The organism is Lysinibacillus sphaericus, assembly GCF_005217585.1.
Lineage (GTDB): Bacteria > Bacillota > Bacilli > Bacillales_A > Planococcaceae > Lysinibacillus > Lysinibacillus sphaericus.
The window spans coordinates 489,385-509,354 of the sequence record NZ_SZPT01000001.1 but is presented as its reverse complement, the minus strand read 5'-3'; the positions used below and the strand labels follow the sequence as shown (position 1 = coordinate 509,354).

Sequence of the window (19,970 nt, the reverse complement as noted above, 5' to 3'; positions counted from 1 at the left end):
ACAAGAGTCACTGCCCACTTCCGCTTTTAAAACTAGCGCTCTAATTACCATCAATTGGATGAAAGGCTTTTAAACGCTTTATCGCCGAATGCACAGTAAGTCGATGAAAGGCTAGTAATTTTCCTTTATAGATGACTCCATAGACACCATAAGGCGTAGGAGAAAGTCTGACTAATTCTTCTCTATTTTGCACATCAATGATTTCAGCATGAATGCCTAGTTTTTTTGCAGCCTCTACAACATTATCCGTTGCAATATCTACAAAGGGACATTGAGGGGTTCGGAATATTGTTAGCTCCTGATAAGATGCTAGCCGCTTATCCCAATCGTTCGGAAAATATGGATTTGGTGCATTTCTGAACTTATAAACAAGCAATTCAAATCCATTTGGTACCTGCTCTACTTCTTTAAAGTTATGTTTCAAAAAAATTTGCTTACTCGGAACCCACGAACTATTTGCGTTTGTAATGACAATGACACCTGATTTCTGTTGTTTCTTTGCATCTTCTATACAACTATCAATCAATTTCGAGGCATAGCCCTTTCCAGTAATACTTACCCACAAACAATGAATCACAACATAGTTTTCACCAAACACAACCCTTGAAGAATACTCAATCGGCGTATACTCAATAAAACCTGCCTGCTTATTATTGTCCATTATTTTTATATACTTTAATCCTTCATGAAATCTTTCATAAAGCCAGTTACTTTTATTTATATATCCTGTAGCATGTGGATTACTGCGTAGACAAAAGCATCCACTTTGAACAATATTTTGTTCATTCAATTCGATGATACTATCAATTGCCAATCGAACTCCCCCTTTAAATTGCAACTGCCTTATCTAATCCCTCTTGCAAGCTTACAAAAAAAACCAAATCAACTGTTGATTTGGTCGTCATAAATATCTTGCTTTATGCTTTTAACGATATAAATAATCGCTCTTGCATTTTTTCTTCAAATAGAAACTTTTTCATACTCATCCCTACTAAGTTTACTAACAGTTCCTCAATATCACTTAGAGAATAATAGAGAAATGTCCCTTCGCGCATAGGACGCACTCGTCTGTCTATCGTCAATTCTTCCTCAATAAAATAGGCAACATTGACTCCACAATGCTCCATTAGTTGCGTAATGCGCTGGTCATCTCCCGGATTGATAAAGAATGGTACAATTTTGTCAATATACAAAATACTCTGAACAAGTTTGATGAAAAAATTTTCTCGAACAGCCGTTTCAACAACTAAAATAGTTGTTTGCTCATGCTGATAATCCATGTACAAAACATTTAATTGTTCTTCCAACAATTTATTTAATATGAGTATGGAATTTTTATATTTCTTCATATCGGTTTGTATTTCTCTCGTTAGTAGTCGAAGAATACGAAAAGCTGGGAGAAAAATTTTTAAAACAATTTCTTTCGGATGTAAATGGTCAATCAATTTATTGAAATGTACCCTTAAAGAATTTTCATCATTACGTATCAACTGCTCGATAAATAAATTAAAAATCTCCTCAAAACTATTGGCACGATAATCAATCATTTTAACAATTTTGACACTATAATTCAGTGGTAAGTTCATGGACGTTTGTTCATCTAGTAACTTTACTTTCGGCAATGTTGGGAACATATCATAGACAAGCTCTACTTGAGCACTACGATTATCTGATAGTAACACAACTGAGTTTACAGGATAGATGCCAAGACATTCTACAAATTTGTTCATAAACTTTTCATTATATAAATGCCGATCACGATATAGAACTGCTAAAGCATCCGTCGCACCATATCCAGAATGATATACACGCTTTGAGGTCATTGCAGAATAGACATCAATAATTTGTAATAACTGAACACCTTCACTCATATCATCTGCACACAGTTGGTTAGGGTACCCTTTTCCAGCAAAGCGTTCGTGGTGATCGCGCGCCAAATAGGCAATATCAGCTTCACCATTTTCTATAAGAAGCTCGTAGCCTTTCGTCGTATGTGTTTTGACTATATCAAATTCATCTTCGGACAGTTTTCTTTTTACACTTAAGATTTCTTGTGGAATAAAAACTTTGCCGATATCGTGAAATAAATAACCTCTGGCAAGCATCTCAATGTCCGTTAAGCCTAATTGTCTTGCAAAAATTGTTCCAAGAACAAAGACATCAAATGAATGGACAAATGAGTATTCATCCCACTCCTTTAAACGCATAAGCAAATCGTAGCGACTCTTTTCTGCTAAAATCCGTTCAAATATACCTCTGACATATGCCGTATCCTGCGTACTTTTTAATATTTGACCATAACGTAATTCATGTACAACATTTTCTAACGTTGACATAAATAGATTACTGACCGCTACTTGATATTCATCTATCTCTTCATTTTTCTCCAACAGTGGTGCAAAAATATCTTCGTACTCCATTGTACGTTGTATACTTAAATCATGAACAATTCTTACTGAATCTGATGATAGATAAACTGACAATTCTTCTACTCTTCTAAGTTTAAGTAATGCAATAATTCTTTCAGTTAGCACTAAATCTTTTTTAGCTAATAGGCGATACTCGGAAAAAATATCTTCTGCTAAAATATCACCGGCTTCTACTTCATCAATACATAATATCACTTTTTTTAGCATTTTATCAGCCACACACGCATGGTTAGAGCATTATGTGACCTCCCTCCCTTTTCCATAGGACTGCATTAATCTAATAACGTACAATAGTACGTTTTGCTGATAGAGGCATGGTTTTAAAATAGTTTGAAATTACATTCCTAAACTTTATTTCGTATAATTATACAAGAATAATTAATATTACATTTCTTTGTATCTTTACAATATCATAGGTTAAAATGCCTTTTCAACTAGTATATGGGGCTTAAATGATTAGTTAATACTATGCATATATTATAAACCACCTAAAAATTAGTTATTTATTCTTATTTATTTTATTTATTTTTATCGATATTCAGGCAATGTTATATTTCATTTGACCTATTTAAAAATATAAATAAATGTATATTTATAAAAAATAGCCATTTTTCTATTAATATAAAGAATGGCTTAAAAAACAAAAAATTTCTCACTAAATGTTATCTACTAATCTTTTTTTCCTAGTAGCATAAGCTCATTGCTATTTATATCTCATAATTCCCATTTTATAGTGGATAATATTCCCTCTATTCTCACCTTCAACAATTTGTTATAAATATATTATTATAGTTAATCTTTTGTGTTAAAGTACGTATTTTTAACAATACATAGTAATACCAACCATTCGCAATCAATCGTCCGGAAGTTTGAAACTGTACATAGGAAGGATCTTTACTAGAAAAAAGCAAGCTATAAAAATGGACATTGGAGGAAACAAATTGAATACACATCGTTTTTATCAACTGGTTATGGCAACAACTATCGCAACGAGCGCCATTGTCATAGCACCCCCAGCATATGCTGCTTCATCATTCCCCGATATAAATCCCTCAACAGAGGAAGGGAAAGCAATCATAAACTTAGCAGAGCGTGGAATTATATCCGGCTACCCAGATGGCACGTTCAAGCCCGCAAATTTTATTACCCGTACACAGGCTGCCAAAATTTTAGCAGGCATTTTACATCTTGATACTGTTCATGTAAAAAATCCTAACTTTAAGGACATTACTCCTGACAATGAAAACTACGGTGCCATCGCTGCACTAGCAGAAGCAGGGATCATCCGAGGCTCTAATGGGTATTTCAACCCAACGAAACAAATTACACGAGGTCAATTGTCGAAAATGATTGTCAAGGGCTTTGATTTAACAATTACTGATGATATCGATATTCCCTTTACAGATGTAGAAGCTGGCAGTGAATATGAGCCATATATTCAAACATTATTTTCTAATAACATTACAAAAGGCACGACACCGACTACCTTTGGCCCTCAAAGCTATGTAAAACGTTCTCAACTGGCTTCTTTTGTAGTAAGAGCAGAAAACACTCAACATAATGCTATGATTTCTGCAAGTCGTTTTAACCAAGATTATATTTTCGCTTCTTATGGTGGAATTGAACCCGCAGAGGATATTTTCACATGGGATGACGAAGAGATGATGACAAATACCATTACGATTAAGCCTTTAAAAGAAGGTACTGGTAAATTAGTCATTTCTGGTTTTAGCGAAGAGACAGAAGAGTTCACAGATTTCTTTTTCTTAGTTCATGTAAAAACTGTAGACGGTAAGCTACAAACAACGCTTGAAGAAGTAAAGGAAGAAGACTATTTAGAATATCTACCGCTCAACTTAAATGAAACGGATTTAACGTTCACACCTACAGAAGTAAGTATACAAACAGCCGATGGACAAGCTTTATCTTCAGATTCCTATGCACTAGAAACGAAAGATAATAATACAACACTATCGATTTTTAAAGATGGACAATACTTATTAACTTTCACAAATGGTACCCAACAACAAATAATGGCGGCTGATGTATATACGTATGATTTTGTACGTAGTATTGACCTTTACGAATTAACCGACGAACTAACATTTACAAGCGATTATTTATCATTTGAACCGGTACAAGTTGCATTAGAAGATTTAGATGATGGTTCTGATCCAACTTACAAAGTACCAGTCAAAGCAGTACTTAATGGAAACAAATTGATTGTAACACCGTTAGCAGAGGGCAATGCCATGATACATGTAACTGGAAAAAATGGAGAAACTGCATATTTAAATGTTGAATTTATGAAAATTGCAGGTAAATGGGCAACTTATTACGATTTATACGATGATATGGAAGACTACTAATTCATTATGTAAAAAAGCCAGAGGGTACATTAATTGTCCTCTGGCATTTCTGTTTTATCTGTAGATGGTCTTAACTGTAATTCAGGCGTTCTTTCTAATTGCTCAATAAATTTCTTTGTTTTAAAGCGGATTCCAGTTTGTTCTTCATAAATCGTTGTAATAATTTTTTTTATGAAATATTTTGTTTCTTTTTTCAATTCCAGTTTACCAATCTGATCAATTGGAACGGTATAAAACATTCGGATTAACTTTAACTGTGTTGGTGTTAGGCGAATAATATATGGATCATGCTGATAACAGCGGTGGCATAAGAAACCTCCTTGTGCAAAAGAAAAGGCAAATTCCCCATCCACTGCACCACAAGAAGCACAAGCATGGAGTATCGGTTGCACACCCGTATAAGGGAGCATTTTCCACTCTACAAAAAGGGTAATAGCTTCCGGATCATAGCCATCTTCAATTGCTTGTAATGCTTGCAAGAGTACTTCAAATGCAAAAGGTTCTGCTTTTCCCTCTTCCACTACACGTTCCACTAGTTCCATAATATAGCTCGCATAGGCTGTCGCTATAATATCCTCACGTATATGACGCATTGAATTGAGATGCTCTCCCTGTTGCAAAGTGCCCATACCTGTATGATGCTGCACCATAAACATGCCATATGTAAAGGGCTGTGTCACAGCTGATAATCTGCTTGAAGGTTTTTTGGCCCCTCGCGCCATCGTTGCTACTTTACCAGCTTCTCGCGTTAGTAGCGTCACAATCTTATTGGATTCCCCGTACGCACGCACCTTTAGCACAATACCTTCCCATTTATAAAGCATCCATCCCCCTCCTTTTTTTCAAGTTTTCCATGAAAATAGAGCTCTCCAAACATATTTGGACAGCTCCATTTTCCCTTCTTCTGAATCAAGCATTACTTCAACTAACACTTGTCCACTGCAATACTCGATACGGTAGACTTCAGTTGAAACAATTAAGCCCTACGAAGAAAATTAATATTCATCATCGCGGAATCCAAAGTCACGAAGATGTGTCGATTTATTACGCCAATCCTTTTGCACTTTTACCCATAGCTCTAAATACACTTTAGAACCCAATAACATTTCGATATCTTTACGAGCTCGGATTCCTACTTCTTTCAGTAATGCTCCACGCTTCCCAATCACAATGCCTTTTTGAGAATCACGCTCTACAATAATTGTCGCAGCTACACGAATTTTTCCTTCGTTTTCTTCATCACGACGAATTTTATCAATGACTACTGCAATGGAATGCGGAATTTCCTCACGTGTTAAATGTAACACTTTTTCACGAATCAACTCGGAAATGATAAAGCGCTCGGGGTGGTCTGTTACTTGATCGGCAGGATAATATTGTGGGCCTTCAGGTAAATATTTAGTAAGTGTTGCTAGTAAGTTTTCAACATTATTACCTTGAAGTGCTGAAATCGGCACAATTTCCGCAAAGTCATAACGTTCCTTATAACTGTAGATAATACCCATTAATTCATCTGGGTGAACTTGGTCGATTTTATTTATTACTAGAAACACAGGCGTTGGATTACCTTCGAGCATTTCTAAAATAAACTCGTCACCTTTTCCAAGCTTTTGCTCCGCATTTACCATAAACATGATAACGTCCACTTCACGCAATGTATTTTTAGATACTTTTAACATGAAATCGCCTAGCTTATGCTTTGGCTTATGGATTCCTGGTGTATCAATAAAAATCATTTGGCTATCATCTGTTGTCAGTACACCTTGTACTTTATTTCGTGTTGTTTGTGGCTTATCGCTCATAATGGCAATTTTTTGACCAATGACTCTGTTTAAAAATGTAGATTTCCCAACATTTGGTCTTCCAATAATTGAGATAAAGCCTGACTTATAGCCAGTATTATTTTCCAGCATTCTCTAAATCCTCCGTTGTAAATGCAAACGGTACTAATTCGCCAACTGACGTTACCGTGACATCACCTTTTAAATTTGTTAAATAGACAGGCATTGTTGGTGGGCAAAACTCCACCATCACTTGGCGACAAGCTCCACAAGGCGCACAGGGGCCTTCCGTATCCGCTACAATCGCAATTGCCTCAAAATCATAAACACCTTCTGAAATGGCTTTAAAAAACGCCGTACGCTCCGCACAATTCGTCATACTATAGCCAGCATTTTCAATATTACAGCCGTGGATGATATCGCCATTTTTAGTCAAAAGCGCAGCTCCCACTTTAAATTTTGAATAGGGAACATATGCCTTCTCGCGTGCTTTTTTTGACTCTTCTAGTAATGCATGCATATCTATCTTCATCTATGCTAATTCTCCTCTACATAAAAATCAAATATACCTCTTTGACTAGGCACTATCCATTACGCCACAGCGTAATTGCGTCTAGATTTTTTCGAGCCTGCTTGAAAAGCGCCTCTCCAAAATCTGTGACATTTGCTGGGGTTTTCAATTGATTTTTGCCAGCGTTTAAACCACACATGCATAAGAGCATAGTTGGCGTTTATCCTCACATAGCGAAGTGGTAGCTTGTAATGGAACAAAACTAAAACCATTTCGGTATAAAGATAAGTAAACCGATTATAGCACTGAATACCGCAAATACAAGCACCGCACCCGCTGCAACATCCTTAGCTTGCTTAGCGAGTGGGTGAATGTCTGTTGATGCTAAGTCTACAACTCGCTCAATCGCAGTATTGATCATTTCAAGCGCAAACATCAGTGCTATTAATAATAGCACAATCAACCATTCAACTCGTGATAAACCTGTGAAATAACCTGCAATGATAACAATGCACGCACTAAGCAAATGAGATCGAAAATTTTGCTCTTTACATGCTGTGATTATTCCTTCAAAAGCATATCCAAATGAACGTAAATATTTGCGTAAGTTCATTTAGTCACGTCCTAAGCCAAAAGTTTGTAAAATCTCCTCTTGTTTGCCGAACATCACCTTTTCATCTTCAGGTACCATATGGTCATAACCTAATAAGTGCAAGAAGCCATGGACAGCTAAAAAGCCCAATTCTCGTTCAAATGAATGTCCATATTCTTCTGCTTGTTCCTTAGTGCGATCCGTGGAAATTATAATATCACCTAAAATGCGCGGCATGCCTTCAAATGTTACTTCCATTTCTCCCTCGCCTAATTCTTCTAGCGCGAAGGAAATCACATCTGTTGGTTGATCTTTATCGCGGTATTCTCGGTTAATTTCTTGGATAGCCTCATTTGTGACAAAAGTTACTGATACTTCTGTTTCAGGTTCAATCTTTTCCACTTTTGCAGCATGTTGTAAAAGCTTTTCTACAAGCTCCGTATGTTGTGCTGTCACTTCATTTGTTTCATCTGTAAAATCAATCGTTAAAATCATTAGTGCCTCCTACTTATCTGCCTTTGGATATTCAATACGGGAATGGAAAATCCCATTCAACGTCTCACAAAGTACTTGCTCTATACATTTTAACTCTTTTATCGAAATATCGCATTCATCAAACTGATGATCTTGTACACGGTCATCAATAATTGCTCGAACGAGTTTATGAATTTTCTCAGCATTTGGCTCTTTCATCGAACGAACCGCCGCTTCCACACTATCAGCAACGCTTATTACCGCGGCTTCCTTCGTTTGAGGTTTTGGTCCTGGGTAACGGAATTTTGCCTCATCTATTACTTTTCCTTCTTCCTTCGCTTTGTAAAGGAAAAATTTAAGCAGACTTGTACCATGATGTTGTAGCGCAATATCAATAATTTCTTGTGGCATTTTATAACGTCTTAGCATTTCTGCGCCATCAGTTGTATGCGCAATAATTATTTCAGCACTTGTTTCTGGAGGCATGGAATCATGCGGATTCATACCTGACATTTGATTTTCAATGAAGAAAGCTGGTCGTTTCGTTTTGCCGATATCATGATAATAACAACCGACACGTGCGAGCAATCCGTCCGCACCTATCGCTTCGCATGCCGCTTCAGCTAGATTCGCTACCATTACACTATGATGATATGTTCCCGGTGTCTCCATTAGTAGCTTTTTCAGCAATGGATGATTTGGATTGGATAGCTCAATGAGACGTAATGTGGAGAGCAAACTAAAGGCTGACTCAAAAAATGGCAATAGTCCCATCGTTAGCGCACCAGATAGTAGTGCTGATAATATCGCGGCTATAAAGTAAAACAATAGCTCAGATAAACCATAAGATGATTGTGTCATTAATAAATAAAATGCGATAAAGCCCATATTTACAACAGAAATCACGGCAACCGCCTGCATAATATGCGAGCGTTTTTCTACACTACGCATAAAGAATAGACTCGCAAAGCCACCAAATATGATATACAAAGTAATTTCCATCTGCATTACAGAAGAATATCCTTCTTGGAAAATAACCCCTGCTGAAGCAGCTGTCATGACAGTAATAAGGACTGCAGCTCGATCATCAGCGAGTAGACGTACAAGCATTGTAGCTAACGCTGTTGGGAATAAAAAGGCAATTGTCACATCAAACCCATCTGCCACTAAGCTTATAAACTTCATTAGCAGGATTGAAAAACTATACACAATAACTGTTACGAGTAATGCATTGCGCTTTTTCTGTTCTTCGATTTCCCAGCGATCAAAATAAATATACATAAATATCATTTGAATGAACGTTAAAATAATTAGCCCTGCAATCGGCTTCAGTGATGCTTTATTACTCACCATACCCAGTAGCTCTAACTGGCGATAAGCCTCATTATCAATAATCTGACCTTCTTGTACGATGATTTGACCTTGTAGAATACGTGTTGGTTCAACGGCTTCCTTTGCTTGTTCTATTCTAACTTTCGTTTGTTCCTCATTAATGGTTTCGTTTTCGATAATACTAGCACGTCCAATTGATACGACGGTACTTAAAATCCTATCAGGATAGCCACGCTGTCCACGTATTTTTGTTTCAAAATCATTTTGAGCAGCTAACACATTTTCTTTTCGAATTGATTTTTCTAGGTATTCTTGTACAAGTTTTGATAGTTGTATGCTTGTTCGCTTTAAATCGGCTTCACTTTGTTGTAATAAGCCTTCTAACTGTGCATCGGTAAAGACGACAGGCATTTGATCCACATCAATGGATTCTAATTTTTTCCGGAGCTTTGCCACTTGGTCGACAGTTGCAACAGGGTCCTTACTACTTTCGACATCCTTTTTCACTTCGAGGACATAATCAAATAAAGACGTCACGATTGCTACACGTTGCTTAGCGACGTCTTCAGAAAATTGATAGACGGGCGTAACTGCGTTAGCAGCCTTTTCTCGTTCCTGCTGTGTCTTCACGGTATCTTCGATGGTTTTCGTTGATCTTACTGTTTCTGACGCAAGTTGCAACGGTTTAAAATCATATGTAACACCCTTTACATTGCCATACATAAATGTAAATTGTAATGCTCCTGTAAGGATGAGAACGACAATCAAAAAGTAGCGGAATCCAATAAGCTCCGTAATTTTCTGAAGTTGTTTCTCCATTTGGCACCTCCCCTATCTATCTTCTATCATACCAATTCAAAAAACATTTTTCCCGAAAAATGTATAAAGAAAGCAAAAAAACAGCTATACGTATATGTATAGCCGTCACATTTAACCTTATATATGCATAATTCGCTGACTTGTCACTTCGCTTTGGTCTCAAACTTTTGCCATTGATTTCCGTTACGGATTGCTCGCTTTCCGCGGGCGTTGCTTAAGTCTCCTCCACCGCTACGCTGTGTTCAGGCTTATCGTTGTACCTGTCGCTTCGCTTTCGGTACAGACTTTAAAATAACCGCCTTAGGCGGTTATTTTAAAGTTGTTGCTCCTCATAAGCTTGGATGATTTTTGCTACGACTGGATGGCGGACAACGTCGCCTTGCTCTAAAATTTGGAAATGTATTGGTTTGACATATTTTAACGTGCGTTCCGCAACAATCAATCCTGACTCTGTATTTTTAGGAAGGTCAATTTGCGTTTTATCGCCAGTAATAACCATTTTTGAACCAAAGCCAAGACGTGTTAAAAACATCTTCATTTGCATATGTGTTGTATTTTGCGCTTCATCTAAAATTACAAAAGCATCATCTAATGTACGTCCTCGCATATACGCTAATGGCGCGATTTCAATCGTTCCTCGCTCAATTAGGCGTTGAGTTTGTTCCGAGCCATAAATATCGTTTAATGCGTCGTAGAGTGGACGTAAATACGGATCCACCTTTTCCTTTAAATCGCCTGGAAGGAAGCCCAATGACTCTCCCGCTTCTACGGCAGGACGAGTTAAAATAATACGCTTTACATGCCCATTTTTAAGCGCTTGTGTAGCCATTACTACCGCTAAATACGTTTTTCCGGTACCTGCTGGACCAATACCGAAAACAACGTCTTTGTGACGAATCGCTTGTATGTATTCTCGTTGACCAATTGTCTTAGCACGAATTGGTTTCCCTTTTGTCGTGCGTGCAATTTCTTCATCATAAAGTTCTGCAAAATATTCAATTGTTCCTTTTTGTGTCATTTCAATTGCGGTTGCTACATCCCGTTGGTCGATATTAATGCCTTTGCGAATAACTTTTAATAATGCATGTAAAAGATATGTCGCTTGTTCTTTTGCCTCTTCTTCACCTGCAAGCTGAATTTGCTCACCGCGCGTAATAATATGAACGCGAAGTGCCTCTTCAATCAATTTCATATTCGCATCAGATATACCTAGTAACATGACCGCTTCATTTGGATTATCCACTTGTAATACAGTTAAATGTTCTGACATAATCATTCTCCTTGTGGCCCTTGTATTGGACTTGCAATGTTTTCATTGACTAAAAATAGAACTTTCCCTTCAACTGTACCATTCCCCCACTTCGCCTGTAAAAGGTTTTCTTTCTTAATAACTGTTTTTGCAGGAAGGGATTGCAACATCTTTTCATGAAGTAGTGGCATTAACAACGTGTCTATTTTAGATTCATCTAATGTAATTTCCATCGTTTTTGTTTGCTGTTCCTCCACAATGGAAACATAAGGATCTAGCCAACTTGGTAAGTCTTTCTTTTGTACATAATCAACCGCTTCTTTATGAATACCTTTCACGACTACACGCCATTGCTTTTGTTGCAAAGATTGGAGCGTTAGCTTCGTTGGTATTTTAAATGTGCATTCAAGCCAATAGTCAGCAAATACCTCTCCCTTTGCCCCAACAAAAACATGATCATCCCCACTTTCAATGACACCACTAACTAGAACGTCCCCATCATACGCTGTATCATTTACAGAAATTTTTCGCTCACCATGTTGAATATTAAAGTGTGTAATAACACCACTTTTTGTAGCGACTAAATGCGTGGCAAGTTTTTCTGTTGTCAGCTCCGTTTTCTTAGGCGATTCCTGTGGTCTTAAAATAACTCGACCACCGTGTTTTTCAATATGCACCCATGCTAAATCTCGATGCTTTTCTAACAGACTTTGCCGAATTACTGCATCTGACGGTAACACTTTTTTCGTCATAGGTGTTTCTAGCCTAAAAGTTTCTTGAAACGTTCGCTCTATTTGTTGTTGCAATTCTGGTGTAGCCGCTTCAATATCGACGCGCCAAACTACTTGCGCACATAGTAAAGGGATTAAAATCATAATAAACAAACCAAGCAATGTCCAAAGTTGAGCTCGAAAAACATGTTGTTCATCTGCATAATGAACAGTCATTTTAAGCCGATAGCGACTGCGTATACGGCGAATTTTAGACAAGTACCCCATATGCGTTTCAAATGTCACTTCTTGCTCCCGAAAGACGACACGCTTTAATGGTATGTGTTGCGCATGCAATGCTTGAATAAAAGGATGAACATTTTCATGACGCTTTATACGTATGATAATCGGTCGATTATTCCACATGATTGCTCACACCCAAATCTTTAGTCATTTTCACATGTAATTCTTGCAAATCCTCTACTGAAAGATGAAGCATTTCTTCTTTAATTGCATTTATAGCAACGGATTTTCCACGCACAATAATATGATAATCTGCATAAATAAACGAGCACGATGTAGCGTCCGCATGTAAAAAGCGATATGGACCGATAATTTTTAATGTTTCATACTGTGTTAATTCAAGTAGTGGCGTTAATTGAAATAATTTTTTCATAAAAAATGCCTCCTTCTTCGGCAATATATGCGCCAAAAAAGGAGGACATGCTAGTTATTTTCGTTTTGCTTTTGGTGGACCTAAAATTTCAGCCATTACCACTGCTTGCACAATTGCCTTTTGAGAATTTGGTAGTTGAAATCCATTATTGGATGCTGCAACTGTTCTTTCTTTTTTCCCTGCAGCTAAACGACCAAGGCTAGGTCGTTCAATTTTACGACTAGAAGGTTCAGTCGGCGTTAACGGTGGTGCTACATAGCTAGGAATGTGTTCCTTCACACTTTCCTCTCTTGGTTCCACTCGTTTTTCCGGCATGTCTGTCGTCATTTCCGCTTTCATTTCCCCTAAAAACTCTCGTGCAAAATCCTCGAAGCTCTGCCTTTTAGTCGTTGGCTGATGTTGCATCGGCTCATCTACTTCCATATGAGTGGAAGGTTGAGCCGATTTATTGAAAGGGGGCATTGGCTTTTGTTCTTTTGGGTTTTTTAATTTTCCGAAAAGCGAGCTGACTATGGCAATAATTGCAAATAAAATGAGTTGTTCCATTTGTTAGCACTCGCTCCTTTCCGTATGTTATACGTTCGGTTCATTTGGTTCTGATTTATCTAGGCTTACTTTAGAAATAGAATCACGCATAGCTGTATCCGCTTGAATGTTACGATAATTCATGTAATCCATAATACCAAGATTACCAGAGCGTAAAGCTTCTGCCATCGCTTGCGGAACTTCTGCTTCTGCCTCCACTACTTTCGCTTTCATTTCTTGAACGCGGGCAATCATTTCTTGCTCATTTGCTACCGCCATCGCTCGGCGTTCTTCTGCTTTCGCTTGGGCGATGTTTTTATCCGCCTGTGCTTGTTCAATCTGTAATTCCGCACCGATATTTTTACCGATATCAACATCCGCAATATCAATCGATAAGATTTCAAATGCTGTTCCCGAGTCTAAGCCTTTAGATAACACGGTTTGCGAAATCATATCCGGATTTTCAAGGACTGTTGTATGGCTTGTTGCACTACCGATTGTAGAAACGATCCCTTCACCTACACGGGCAATAACTGTTTCTTCCCCTGCACCACCGACTAAACGTTCGATGTTAGCACGCACAGTAATACGTGCTTTCGCTTTTACTTCAATCCCGTTCATTGCAACACCTGCAATAAATGGTGTTTCAATTACTTTTGGGTTAACTGACATTTGTACCGCTTCTAATACATCACGACCCGCAAGATCAATCGCAGCACAACGTTCAAATGTTAGTTCAATATTCGCACGGTGAGCAGCAATTAGTGCATTTACGACACGATCTACATTACCACCTGCTAAATAGTGACTTTCTAACTGATTAATAGTTACTGGTAAGCCAGCTTTATGGGCTTTAATTAACGGATTGACGATACGCGATGGAATGACACGACGTAAGCGCATTCCGATTAATGTGAAAATACTAACGCGGACACCTGCTGCAAGAGCTGAAATCCACAGCGCCACTGGTACAAAAGTAAAGAATACAGCGACTACAATAAATAATAAGACTAGCCCGACAATTGGACCCATTAGAGCTAAATCAAATCCCATGTTATTATTCCTCCATCTCTTTTTCTGTTTGTCTCACGACAATGCGTGAGCCTTCAACTTTAATTACTTCTACATTTTTGCCTACATCAACGTAGCCACCTTCTGATACTACATCAATACGCTCATTAACAAAACGAATTGTACCTGCAGGACGAAGCGGTGTAATTGTTACTCCCACTTTTCCTAACAACTCTGTGCGATTAACGTTAGACACATAGCCTTCTTCCGTCGTTGTTGCATCCATCAACACTAACTTGTTTAAAACATGCATTTTTTTACCGAAAAATTTCATCAGGACCACCATTCCTATTATGGCTACTACAAGTGCAATAACGATCGCTATAATCATTTGTGTTATATTCGCACCTGCTAGCAGCAAGCTAAGTATTATAAGCACACCACCTAAAATACCAACAATGCCTCCGGGGACAAAAAATTCTGCGATAACGAGGGCTAGCCCTGCGATGAAAAGTAACAATGTTTCATATCCTGCAAAGCCTGCCACCATATGACCGAAGAAAAATAATCCGAGAGCTGACAATCCCATTATACCCGGAACGCCAAATCCAGGCGAATAGAGCTCCATAACAAGCCCTAAACTAGCAACGGACAACAAAATAGGTATAATTAGCGGGTTCGTAATAAAACGAGCAATTTTTTCAGCGAATGTTGGCTCAATCGGTACAATATCACTACCTTTTAGCCCCGTTACCGCCAAAAGCTCTTGAAAGTTAGCAACCGTTCCTTCAGAATAGCGGACCTTTTTTGCTTCTGCAGCAGATAATGTCAATAAATTATCTCCCCCAGCACGATATTCTGGCAAATTAATCTTTGGATCAGCCATTGCTAATGCATATTTCGGGTCACGTTCAGATGTTTCGGCTGCTGCCTGCATTTGTGCTAACCACGCACTATGCGCCTTATTGTCCGCTGCATTCCCCACTGAATCGATGACAGCCGCTGCGCCAATTGTTCCATTTGGTACCATATATATTTCATCTGCATGTAAGGCTAAAAAAGCACCAGCGGAATGCGCATCTTTGTTAATAAAAGCAATTGTACGAATTTCTGTGGCATCCATAAGCATGGCGATGTCACTAGCTGCATTGACGAATCCACCCGGCGTATGTATCTCCAGTACAATCGCTTCTGCATAATTTTCTTCTGCCTCTTTAAAAGCTCGTTCCAAAAATGCGTGAAGTCCACGTTCTACTTCATCATGAATCGGTACGTGGTAAACCTTGCTACTCGCGAAAGCTGTAGTCAATGGAAACGCTACCAAAACTGTCATCCAAATGATGATGATATAGCTTAGTATTCTCCTTTTTTGTCGCATCTTTTTCCCTCCCTTCTAACATGCTTCTCTACTGTATATACGAGAGACTTTGTAATAAGTTTCACAAAATATTGTTTATTTTTATTATACAGTGAAATTTTAATGAAAGGTTGTTTTTTATCTTCGGTTGGATGGATTTAATAGTTGCGTTGATAATGGATATGAAAAAACCGAATGAAATCTTGAGTGACTTCATTCGGCCTTTTTTTCGAATATGTACCGCAAAATGGAGCATCATGCAAAATACCCAGAATTAATCGCTAGTGCAATTAATTCCAGGTATATCATTGTCTGCTCAGTGAATCATACAATTGCGTGTTTTGAACGTAGGGATTTTTAATGGGAAATTAAATTACCACTTACGTTTACGTGCAGCTTCTGATTTCTTTTTACGTTTTACGCTAGGTTTTTCGTAGAACTCGCGCTTTCTAACTTCTTGAATTGTACCACTTTTTGATACAGTACGTTTGAAGCGGCGAAGAGCATCTTCAAGCGATTCGTTTTTGCGAACGACAGTTTTTGACATCTCTCTTTCCCTCCCTCCGAACACACGTCAATACACAATCGAATTAGGCTAATAACTAACTGTTGTGTACTAAAAAATTATACCGTATTGTCTTTTAACGGTCAATAGAAAGTATTCGAAATAGCGCAGAGAATTTTTTACACCCACTTTGTCCGAATTTTATAGCGCTTTAACGTGAACAATAAGGTGAAGAAATTTTATTTTAAATAAGGGCTTTACAAAAAATATTAGTTGGGCGTAAAATAATCCCATTCAATTTCATAACAGCCAAATCTCAAATTTTTTGTGAGTACGGAGGACCCAATATTTTGGGGTTAATTCTGCATATGTAGAAGGGATGAGTTCTCTTTCGCCATCCTACCCGTCAGCTAACTTCGTCGGCTAAAGCGAAGGAGGTCATAAAGACCACCATTCATTAGTTTTTTTGTGATGCCCAATCCAACATTCTAACCATGAGGGTCTTTTTCTTATGCCCAAATATGGATATGAAAGGCTCACATGTTTTGTAAACAGTTAGGAGACATCGATGAAAAAATTGATACATTATTTAAGTCCACCAAAAATTCTTGTACTTGGTTTTGCCATTATTATTTTTATTGGGGCATGTTTGCTCACTTTGCCGATTGCTACAGAGGATGGTAATGGCCTACCTTTTTTAAATGCCGTGTTTACTGCTACTTCCGCCACATGTGTAACAGGTTTAATTGTAGTTGATACAGGAGACACCTTTACAATGTTTGGTGAAATCGTTATTCTGGCTCTTATTCAAATCGGGGGCTTAGGATTTATGACTTTTGCAACATTGTTATTTTTGTTGTTAGGGAAAAAAATCTCTTTAAAAGAAAGGCTATTGTTAAAAGAAGCCTTTAATAATATTTCGATGGCTGGTCTTGTGAAATTGGTGAAAAGAATTTTGTTATTTACAGCACTTATTGAACTAATTGGAGGGCTTATCTTATCGATTCGATTTTCATTTGATATGCCGATTGGCAAAGCCATTTACTTTGGTTTTTTCCACTCAATTTCGAACTTTAACAATGCTGGCTTTGACTTAATGGGAGGGTTTCAAGGTTTAACAGCATATGTAGCTGATCCATTTGTTGTGTTAACCATTTGTGCGCTGATTACAATTGGTGGTTTAGGGTTTATCGTCATGAATGAGTTATATGAATATCGTGAAACAAAACGTCTTTCGGTCCATTCTAAAATTGTATTATCAGCCACAGTTATTTTAACAGTGGGTTCTACCCTTTTAATATTTTTATTTGAATTTACCAATAGTAAAACAATTGGTGATTTAACGGGAATGGGTAAAATTTTGGGCTCTTTCTATCAAGCTGTTACACCAAGGACTGCTGGATCAAATACTTTACCTATCGGGGATTTGACTCACTCTACATTGTTTTTAACTATTTTATTGATGTTTATCGGAGCGGGGTCTGGTTCTACCGCTGGTGGGATTAAAATAACAACGTTTGCCGTTTTAGCTGCTACGCTTTGGGCGCAAATTAGAGGGAAGGAAGATGTTGTTTTATTTCGTCGTAGAATTGTGATTGAAACCATTTTAAAGGCATTAACCGTGGCAATGTGCGGGATGGTCATTGTGGTGTTTGTCACCATCTTTCTTAGCATTACCGAACAAAAACATAGTTTTATGATGTATTTGTTTGAGGCTACATCTGCCTTTGGTACTGTTGGACTTTCCATGGGGCTAACTCCTGAATTGACGCCTGCTGGTCGTATACTCATTATTTTAACAATGTTTGCTGGTAGACTTGGTCCTCTAACGATTGCTTTTGCTATTACAAAACGACGAAAGCCAGAAGCTTTCCATCATCCAAAAGGAAATATAATGATCGGTTAATTAAATTCAAGAGGAGCTAACGACTATGACCATCAATCAATATGCCATCATCGGCTTAGGTAGATTCGGAGTAAGTGTTGCTAGAAGATTACATGAAGCTGGCCAACAGGTGCTTGGAATCGATATTAACGAGGAGCGGGTTGAAGATGCCGAGCTTTATGTAACACATGCAGTCGTTGCGGATACGACTGAAGAGAAGGCGCTAACCTCCATTGGAATAGGAAATTTCGACTGTGTCATTGTTGCTATAGGTAACGATATGCAATCCAGTATTTTAACTGTTTCATTGCTAAAAGAACTTGGCATAAAAAAAATTATTGCTAAAGCGCTTGGGAAAAGACATGGGCAAGTATTAGATAAAGTAGGCGCAGATTGGATTATTTATCCTGAACGCGATATGGGTGAGCGAGTAGCAAATCAGTTGCTCTCCCCTAATATGTTAAATTATATTGAGTTATCGAAAGACTATAGTATAGAAGAAATAATGATTCCTCCCAAAATGGCTAATAAAAATTTACGCGATTTAGATCTACGTGCTAAATACAATGTCAGTGTTATTGCCATTGTAAGAGGAGTAGATATCATTATCTCTCCATCTCCAGAACAATTAATTGAACAAGAAGATATTTTAGTCATGATTGGTCATCGTAAAGATATTGCGCAATTTTCCAATATTGAATAGGCTAATTAGCAAAATGAGAAAAAGTGTTAGATTGACTACCAATAATCTAACACTTTATTGCTTTACCGTTGATTTTCACTACGGTGTTGTTATCCATAAACGTTTGCCTTATCAGCTAAGTTTTATCTCATCTACGTTTTGTTACAGAAGCAAACCTGTACGAATATCCCTTATGTCGTATTTTAAAAAATTTTCTTTGTGTTACCATCTTCTTTTAATAGTTCGACCGCTTCTCTAAAGCGTTGGGAATGGATGATTTCTCTTTCTCTTAGGAAAATTAAACTATCATTCAAATCAGGGTCATCGGATAAGTCGATAATCCATTGGTATGTGGCACGTGCCTTTTCTTCTGCAGCAATATCTTCATAAAGGTCAGCAATGGGATCCCCCTTTGCCTGAATGTAGCTTGCGGTAAATGGCACACCGGCTGCATTTTGATAAAACAAAGCTTTATCATGATTCACATAATAATCACCAATTCCCGCTTCTTTTAACTGCTGTGGCGTGGCGTCCTTCGTTAATTTATAAATCATCGTCGCAATCATTTCGAGATGTGAAAACTCTTCCGTCGCTATATCCGTCAGCAAACCAACTACTTTATCAGGTAAAGTGTAACGCTGATTCATATACCGAAGTGCTGCAGCCAGCTCCCCATCAGCACCCCCGTACTGCTCTATTAAAAATTTCGCAAGCATCGGGTTACATGTACTAACTTTCACTGGATATTGGAGCTTTTTTTCATAATACCACAAACATCTTTCCCCCTAATCCAAACGTTTTTCATAAGATGTTACACTTGCCAAGGCCATGGCGTGTCGACCCAATTAAACGGATAATTCGAATAGCTTCTTCCAAAGTTCATGAGTGGTCCATATTTTTGCTCAAAATCAATTTTTAAGCGCATACTTTTTTCAGCATTTTCATTAAATTGTGTGATCGCTGTATAATCGTGAGGATGTGTATCTAAATAAAGATTTAATTCAACTAAAACAAAATCGATGGCCTGAATTTCCTCGAGAAGCTCATAAAATTCTGGTGGCAT

Annotated in this window: 20 protein-coding genes and 1 riboswitch; of the genes, 3 read left to right on the top strand and 17 right to left on the bottom strand. The window is 37.8% G+C overall.

The genetic code is table 11. The features are described 5' to 3' along the window. Positions 1-40 precede the first annotated feature (40 nt). Both FC748_RS02475 and FC748_RS02470 read right to left on the bottom strand, forming a co-directional pair. Positions 41-808, bottom strand: coding sequence for a GNAT family N-acetyltransferase (locus FC748_RS02475; protein WP_108030019.1), 768 nt, complete (start codon positions 806-808; stop codon positions 41-43). A gap of 109 nt (positions 809-917) precedes the next feature. Next, entirely contained in the window at positions 918-2,636 is a 1,719-nt protein-coding gene (locus FC748_RS02470) for an HD-GYP domain-containing protein (protein WP_024363025.1), read from the bottom strand. A gap of 734 nt (positions 2,637-3,370) precedes the next feature. On the opposite strand from FC748_RS02470, the gene FC748_RS02465 reads away from it, so the two are divergent. Continuing rightward, positions 3,371-4,798, top strand: a complete 1,428-nt coding sequence (locus tag FC748_RS02465; RefSeq protein ID WP_108029798.1) for an S-layer homology domain-containing protein — start codon at positions 3,371-3,373, stop codon at positions 4,796-4,798. 29 nt (positions 4,799-4,827) lie between these two features. On the opposite strand, the gene recO is transcribed toward FC748_RS02465, so the two are convergent. From recO to rpsU, 13 genes are all read right to left on the bottom strand, one after another. After that, on the bottom strand, positions 4,828-5,622 hold the full coding sequence (gene recO, locus FC748_RS02460; protein WP_024363027.1) for a DNA repair protein RecO: 795 nt from the start codon (positions 5,620-5,622) through the stop codon (positions 4,828-4,830). Between the two features lie 171 nt (positions 5,623-5,793). After that, complete coding sequence (gene era, locus FC748_RS02455; protein ID WP_108029799.1) at positions 5,794-6,711, bottom strand: GTPase Era; 918 nt, start codon at positions 6,709-6,711, stop codon at positions 5,794-5,796. Further along, positions 6,698-7,111, bottom strand: a complete 414-nt coding sequence (locus FC748_RS02450; protein ID WP_029747264.1) for a cytidine deaminase — start codon at positions 7,109-7,111, stop codon at positions 6,698-6,700. The genes era and FC748_RS02450 overlap by 14 nt, the downstream gene beginning before the upstream one ends. A gap of 241 nt (positions 7,112-7,352) precedes the next feature. Beyond that, entirely contained in the window at positions 7,353-7,703 is a 351-nt protein-coding gene (locus FC748_RS02445; RefSeq protein ID WP_024363030.1) for a diacylglycerol kinase family protein, read from the bottom strand. After that, entirely contained in the window at positions 7,704-8,177 is a 474-nt protein-coding gene (gene ybeY / locus FC748_RS02440; RefSeq protein WP_024363031.1) for an rRNA maturation RNase YbeY, read from the bottom strand. Positions 8,178-8,186: 9 nt separating this feature from the next. Continuing rightward, entirely contained in the window at positions 8,187-10,307 is a 2,121-nt protein-coding gene (locus FC748_RS02435; RefSeq protein WP_024363032.1) for an HD family phosphohydrolase, read from the bottom strand. A 313-nt stretch (positions 10,308-10,620) separates the two neighbouring features. After that, a complete protein-coding gene (locus FC748_RS02430) occupies positions 10,621-11,577 on the bottom strand; it encodes a PhoH family protein (RefSeq protein WP_024363033.1) in 957 nt (318 codons plus the stop codon). A gap of 2 nt (positions 11,578-11,579) precedes the next feature. Continuing rightward, positions 11,580-12,692, bottom strand: a complete 1,113-nt coding sequence (locus FC748_RS02425) for a sporulation protein YqfD (RefSeq protein WP_024363034.1) — start codon at positions 12,690-12,692, stop codon at positions 11,580-11,582. Further along, positions 12,682-12,942, bottom strand: a complete 261-nt coding sequence (locus FC748_RS02420) for a hypothetical protein (protein WP_024363035.1) — start codon at positions 12,940-12,942, stop codon at positions 12,682-12,684. Before FC748_RS02420 ends, FC748_RS02425 begins: the two co-directional genes overlap by 11 nt. Positions 12,943-12,996: 54 nt before the next feature. After that, a complete protein-coding gene (locus FC748_RS02415) occupies positions 12,997-13,488 on the bottom strand; it encodes a YqfB family membrane protein (RefSeq protein WP_108029800.1) in 492 nt (163 codons plus the stop codon). Positions 13,489-13,515: 27 nt separating this feature from the next. Beyond that, positions 13,516-14,499 (bottom strand): flotillin-like protein FloA, encoded by a 984-nt coding sequence (gene floA, locus FC748_RS02410; RefSeq protein WP_370510659.1) that lies wholly within the window; start codon positions 14,497-14,499, stop codon positions 13,516-13,518. Positions 14,500-14,524: 25 nt separating this feature from the next. After that, positions 14,525-15,856, bottom strand: a complete 1,332-nt coding sequence (locus FC748_RS02405; RefSeq protein WP_024363038.1) for an NfeD family protein — start codon at positions 15,854-15,856, stop codon at positions 14,525-14,527. Between the two features lie 352 nt (positions 15,857-16,208). Then, positions 16,209-16,382, bottom strand: coding sequence for a 30S ribosomal protein S21 (gene rpsU, locus FC748_RS02400; RefSeq protein ID WP_004227078.1), 174 nt, complete (start codon positions 16,380-16,382; stop codon positions 16,209-16,211). 255 nt (positions 16,383-16,637) lie between these two features. Beyond that, a riboswitch (cyclic di-AMP (ydaO/yuaA leader) is annotated at positions 16,638-16,780 on the top strand. A gap of 128 nt (positions 16,781-16,908) precedes the next feature. On the opposite strand from rpsU, the gene FC748_RS02395 reads away from it, so the two are divergent. After that, entirely contained in the window at positions 16,909-18,246 is a 1,338-nt protein-coding gene (locus FC748_RS02395) for a TrkH family potassium uptake protein (RefSeq protein WP_108029801.1), read from the top strand. A 25-nt stretch (positions 18,247-18,271) separates the two neighbouring features. Next, a complete protein-coding gene (locus FC748_RS02390; protein ID WP_024363040.1) occupies positions 18,272-18,928 on the top strand; it encodes a potassium channel family protein in 657 nt (218 codons plus the stop codon). Positions 18,929-19,110: 182 nt separating this feature from the next. Here the strand turns inward: FC748_RS02390 and FC748_RS02385 are convergent, their stop codons facing one another. Next, on the bottom strand, positions 19,111-19,680 hold the full coding sequence (locus FC748_RS02385; protein WP_024363041.1) for a manganese catalase family protein: 570 nt from the start codon (positions 19,678-19,680) through the stop codon (positions 19,111-19,113). 38 nt (positions 19,681-19,718) lie between these two features. Further along, a complete protein-coding gene (locus FC748_RS02380; RefSeq protein ID WP_029747265.1) occupies positions 19,719-19,970 on the bottom strand; it encodes a spore coat protein CotJB in 252 nt (83 codons plus the stop codon).

What these genes read in the sequence shown, in the direction of transcription:
- FC748_RS02430 (WP_024363033.1), bottom strand. Translation starts at nt 11,577, where the DNA reads ATGTCAGAACATTTAACTGTATTACAAGTGGATAATCCAAATGAAGCG.
- FC748_RS02420 (WP_024363035.1), bottom strand. Translation starts at nt 12,942, where the DNA reads ATGAAAAAATTATTTCAATTAACGCCACTACTTGAATTAACACAGTAT.
- era (WP_108029799.1), bottom strand. Translation starts at nt 6,711, where the DNA reads ATGCTGGAAAATAATACTGGCTATAAGTCAGGCTTTATCTCAATTATT.
- FC748_RS02470 (WP_024363025.1), bottom strand. Translation starts at nt 2,636, where the DNA reads ATGCTAAAAAAAGTGATATTATGTATTGATGAAGTAGAAGCCGGTGAT.
- FC748_RS02425 (WP_024363034.1), bottom strand. Translation starts at nt 12,692, where the DNA reads ATGTGGAATAATCGACCGATTATCATACGTATAAAGCGTCATGAAAAT.
- FC748_RS02405 (WP_024363038.1), bottom strand. Translation starts at nt 15,856, where the DNA reads ATGCGACAAAAAAGGAGAATACTAAGCTATATCATCATCATTTGGATG.
- floA (WP_370510659.1), bottom strand. Translation starts at nt 14,499, where the DNA reads ATGGGTCCAATTGTCGGGCTAGTCTTATTATTTATTGTAGTCGCTGTA.
- FC748_RS02445 (WP_024363030.1), bottom strand. Translation starts at nt 7,703, where the DNA reads ATGAACTTACGCAAATATTTACGTTCATTTGGATATGCTTTTGAAGGA.
- rpsU (WP_004227078.1), bottom strand. Translation starts at nt 16,382, where the DNA reads ATGTCAAAAACTGTCGTTCGCAAAAACGAATCGCTTGAAGATGCTCTT.
- ybeY (WP_024363031.1), bottom strand. Translation starts at nt 8,177, where the DNA reads ATGATTTTAACGATTGATTTTACAGATGAAACAAATGAAGTGACAGCA.
- recO (WP_024363027.1), bottom strand. Translation starts at nt 5,622, where the DNA reads ATGCTTTATAAATGGGAAGGTATTGTGCTAAAGGTGCGTGCGTACGGG.
- FC748_RS02435 (WP_024363032.1), bottom strand. Translation starts at nt 10,307, where the DNA reads ATGGAGAAACAACTTCAGAAAATTACGGAGCTTATTGGATTCCGCTAC.
- FC748_RS02415 (WP_108029800.1), bottom strand. Translation starts at nt 13,488, where the DNA reads ATGGAACAACTCATTTTATTTGCAATTATTGCCATAGTCAGCTCGCTT.
- FC748_RS02450 (WP_029747264.1), bottom strand. Translation starts at nt 7,111, where the DNA reads ATGAAGATAGATATGCATGCATTACTAGAAGAGTCAAAAAAAGCACGC.
- FC748_RS02395 (WP_108029801.1), top strand. Translation starts at nt 16,909, where the DNA reads ATGAAAAAATTGATACATTATTTAAGTCCACCAAAAATTCTTGTACTT.
- FC748_RS02380 (WP_029747265.1), bottom strand. Translation starts at nt 19,970, where the DNA reads ATGCCACCAGAATTTTATGAGCTTCTCGAGGAAATTCAGGCCATCGAT.
- FC748_RS02390 (WP_024363040.1), top strand. Translation starts at nt 18,272, where the DNA reads ATGACCATCAATCAATATGCCATCATCGGCTTAGGTAGATTCGGAGTA.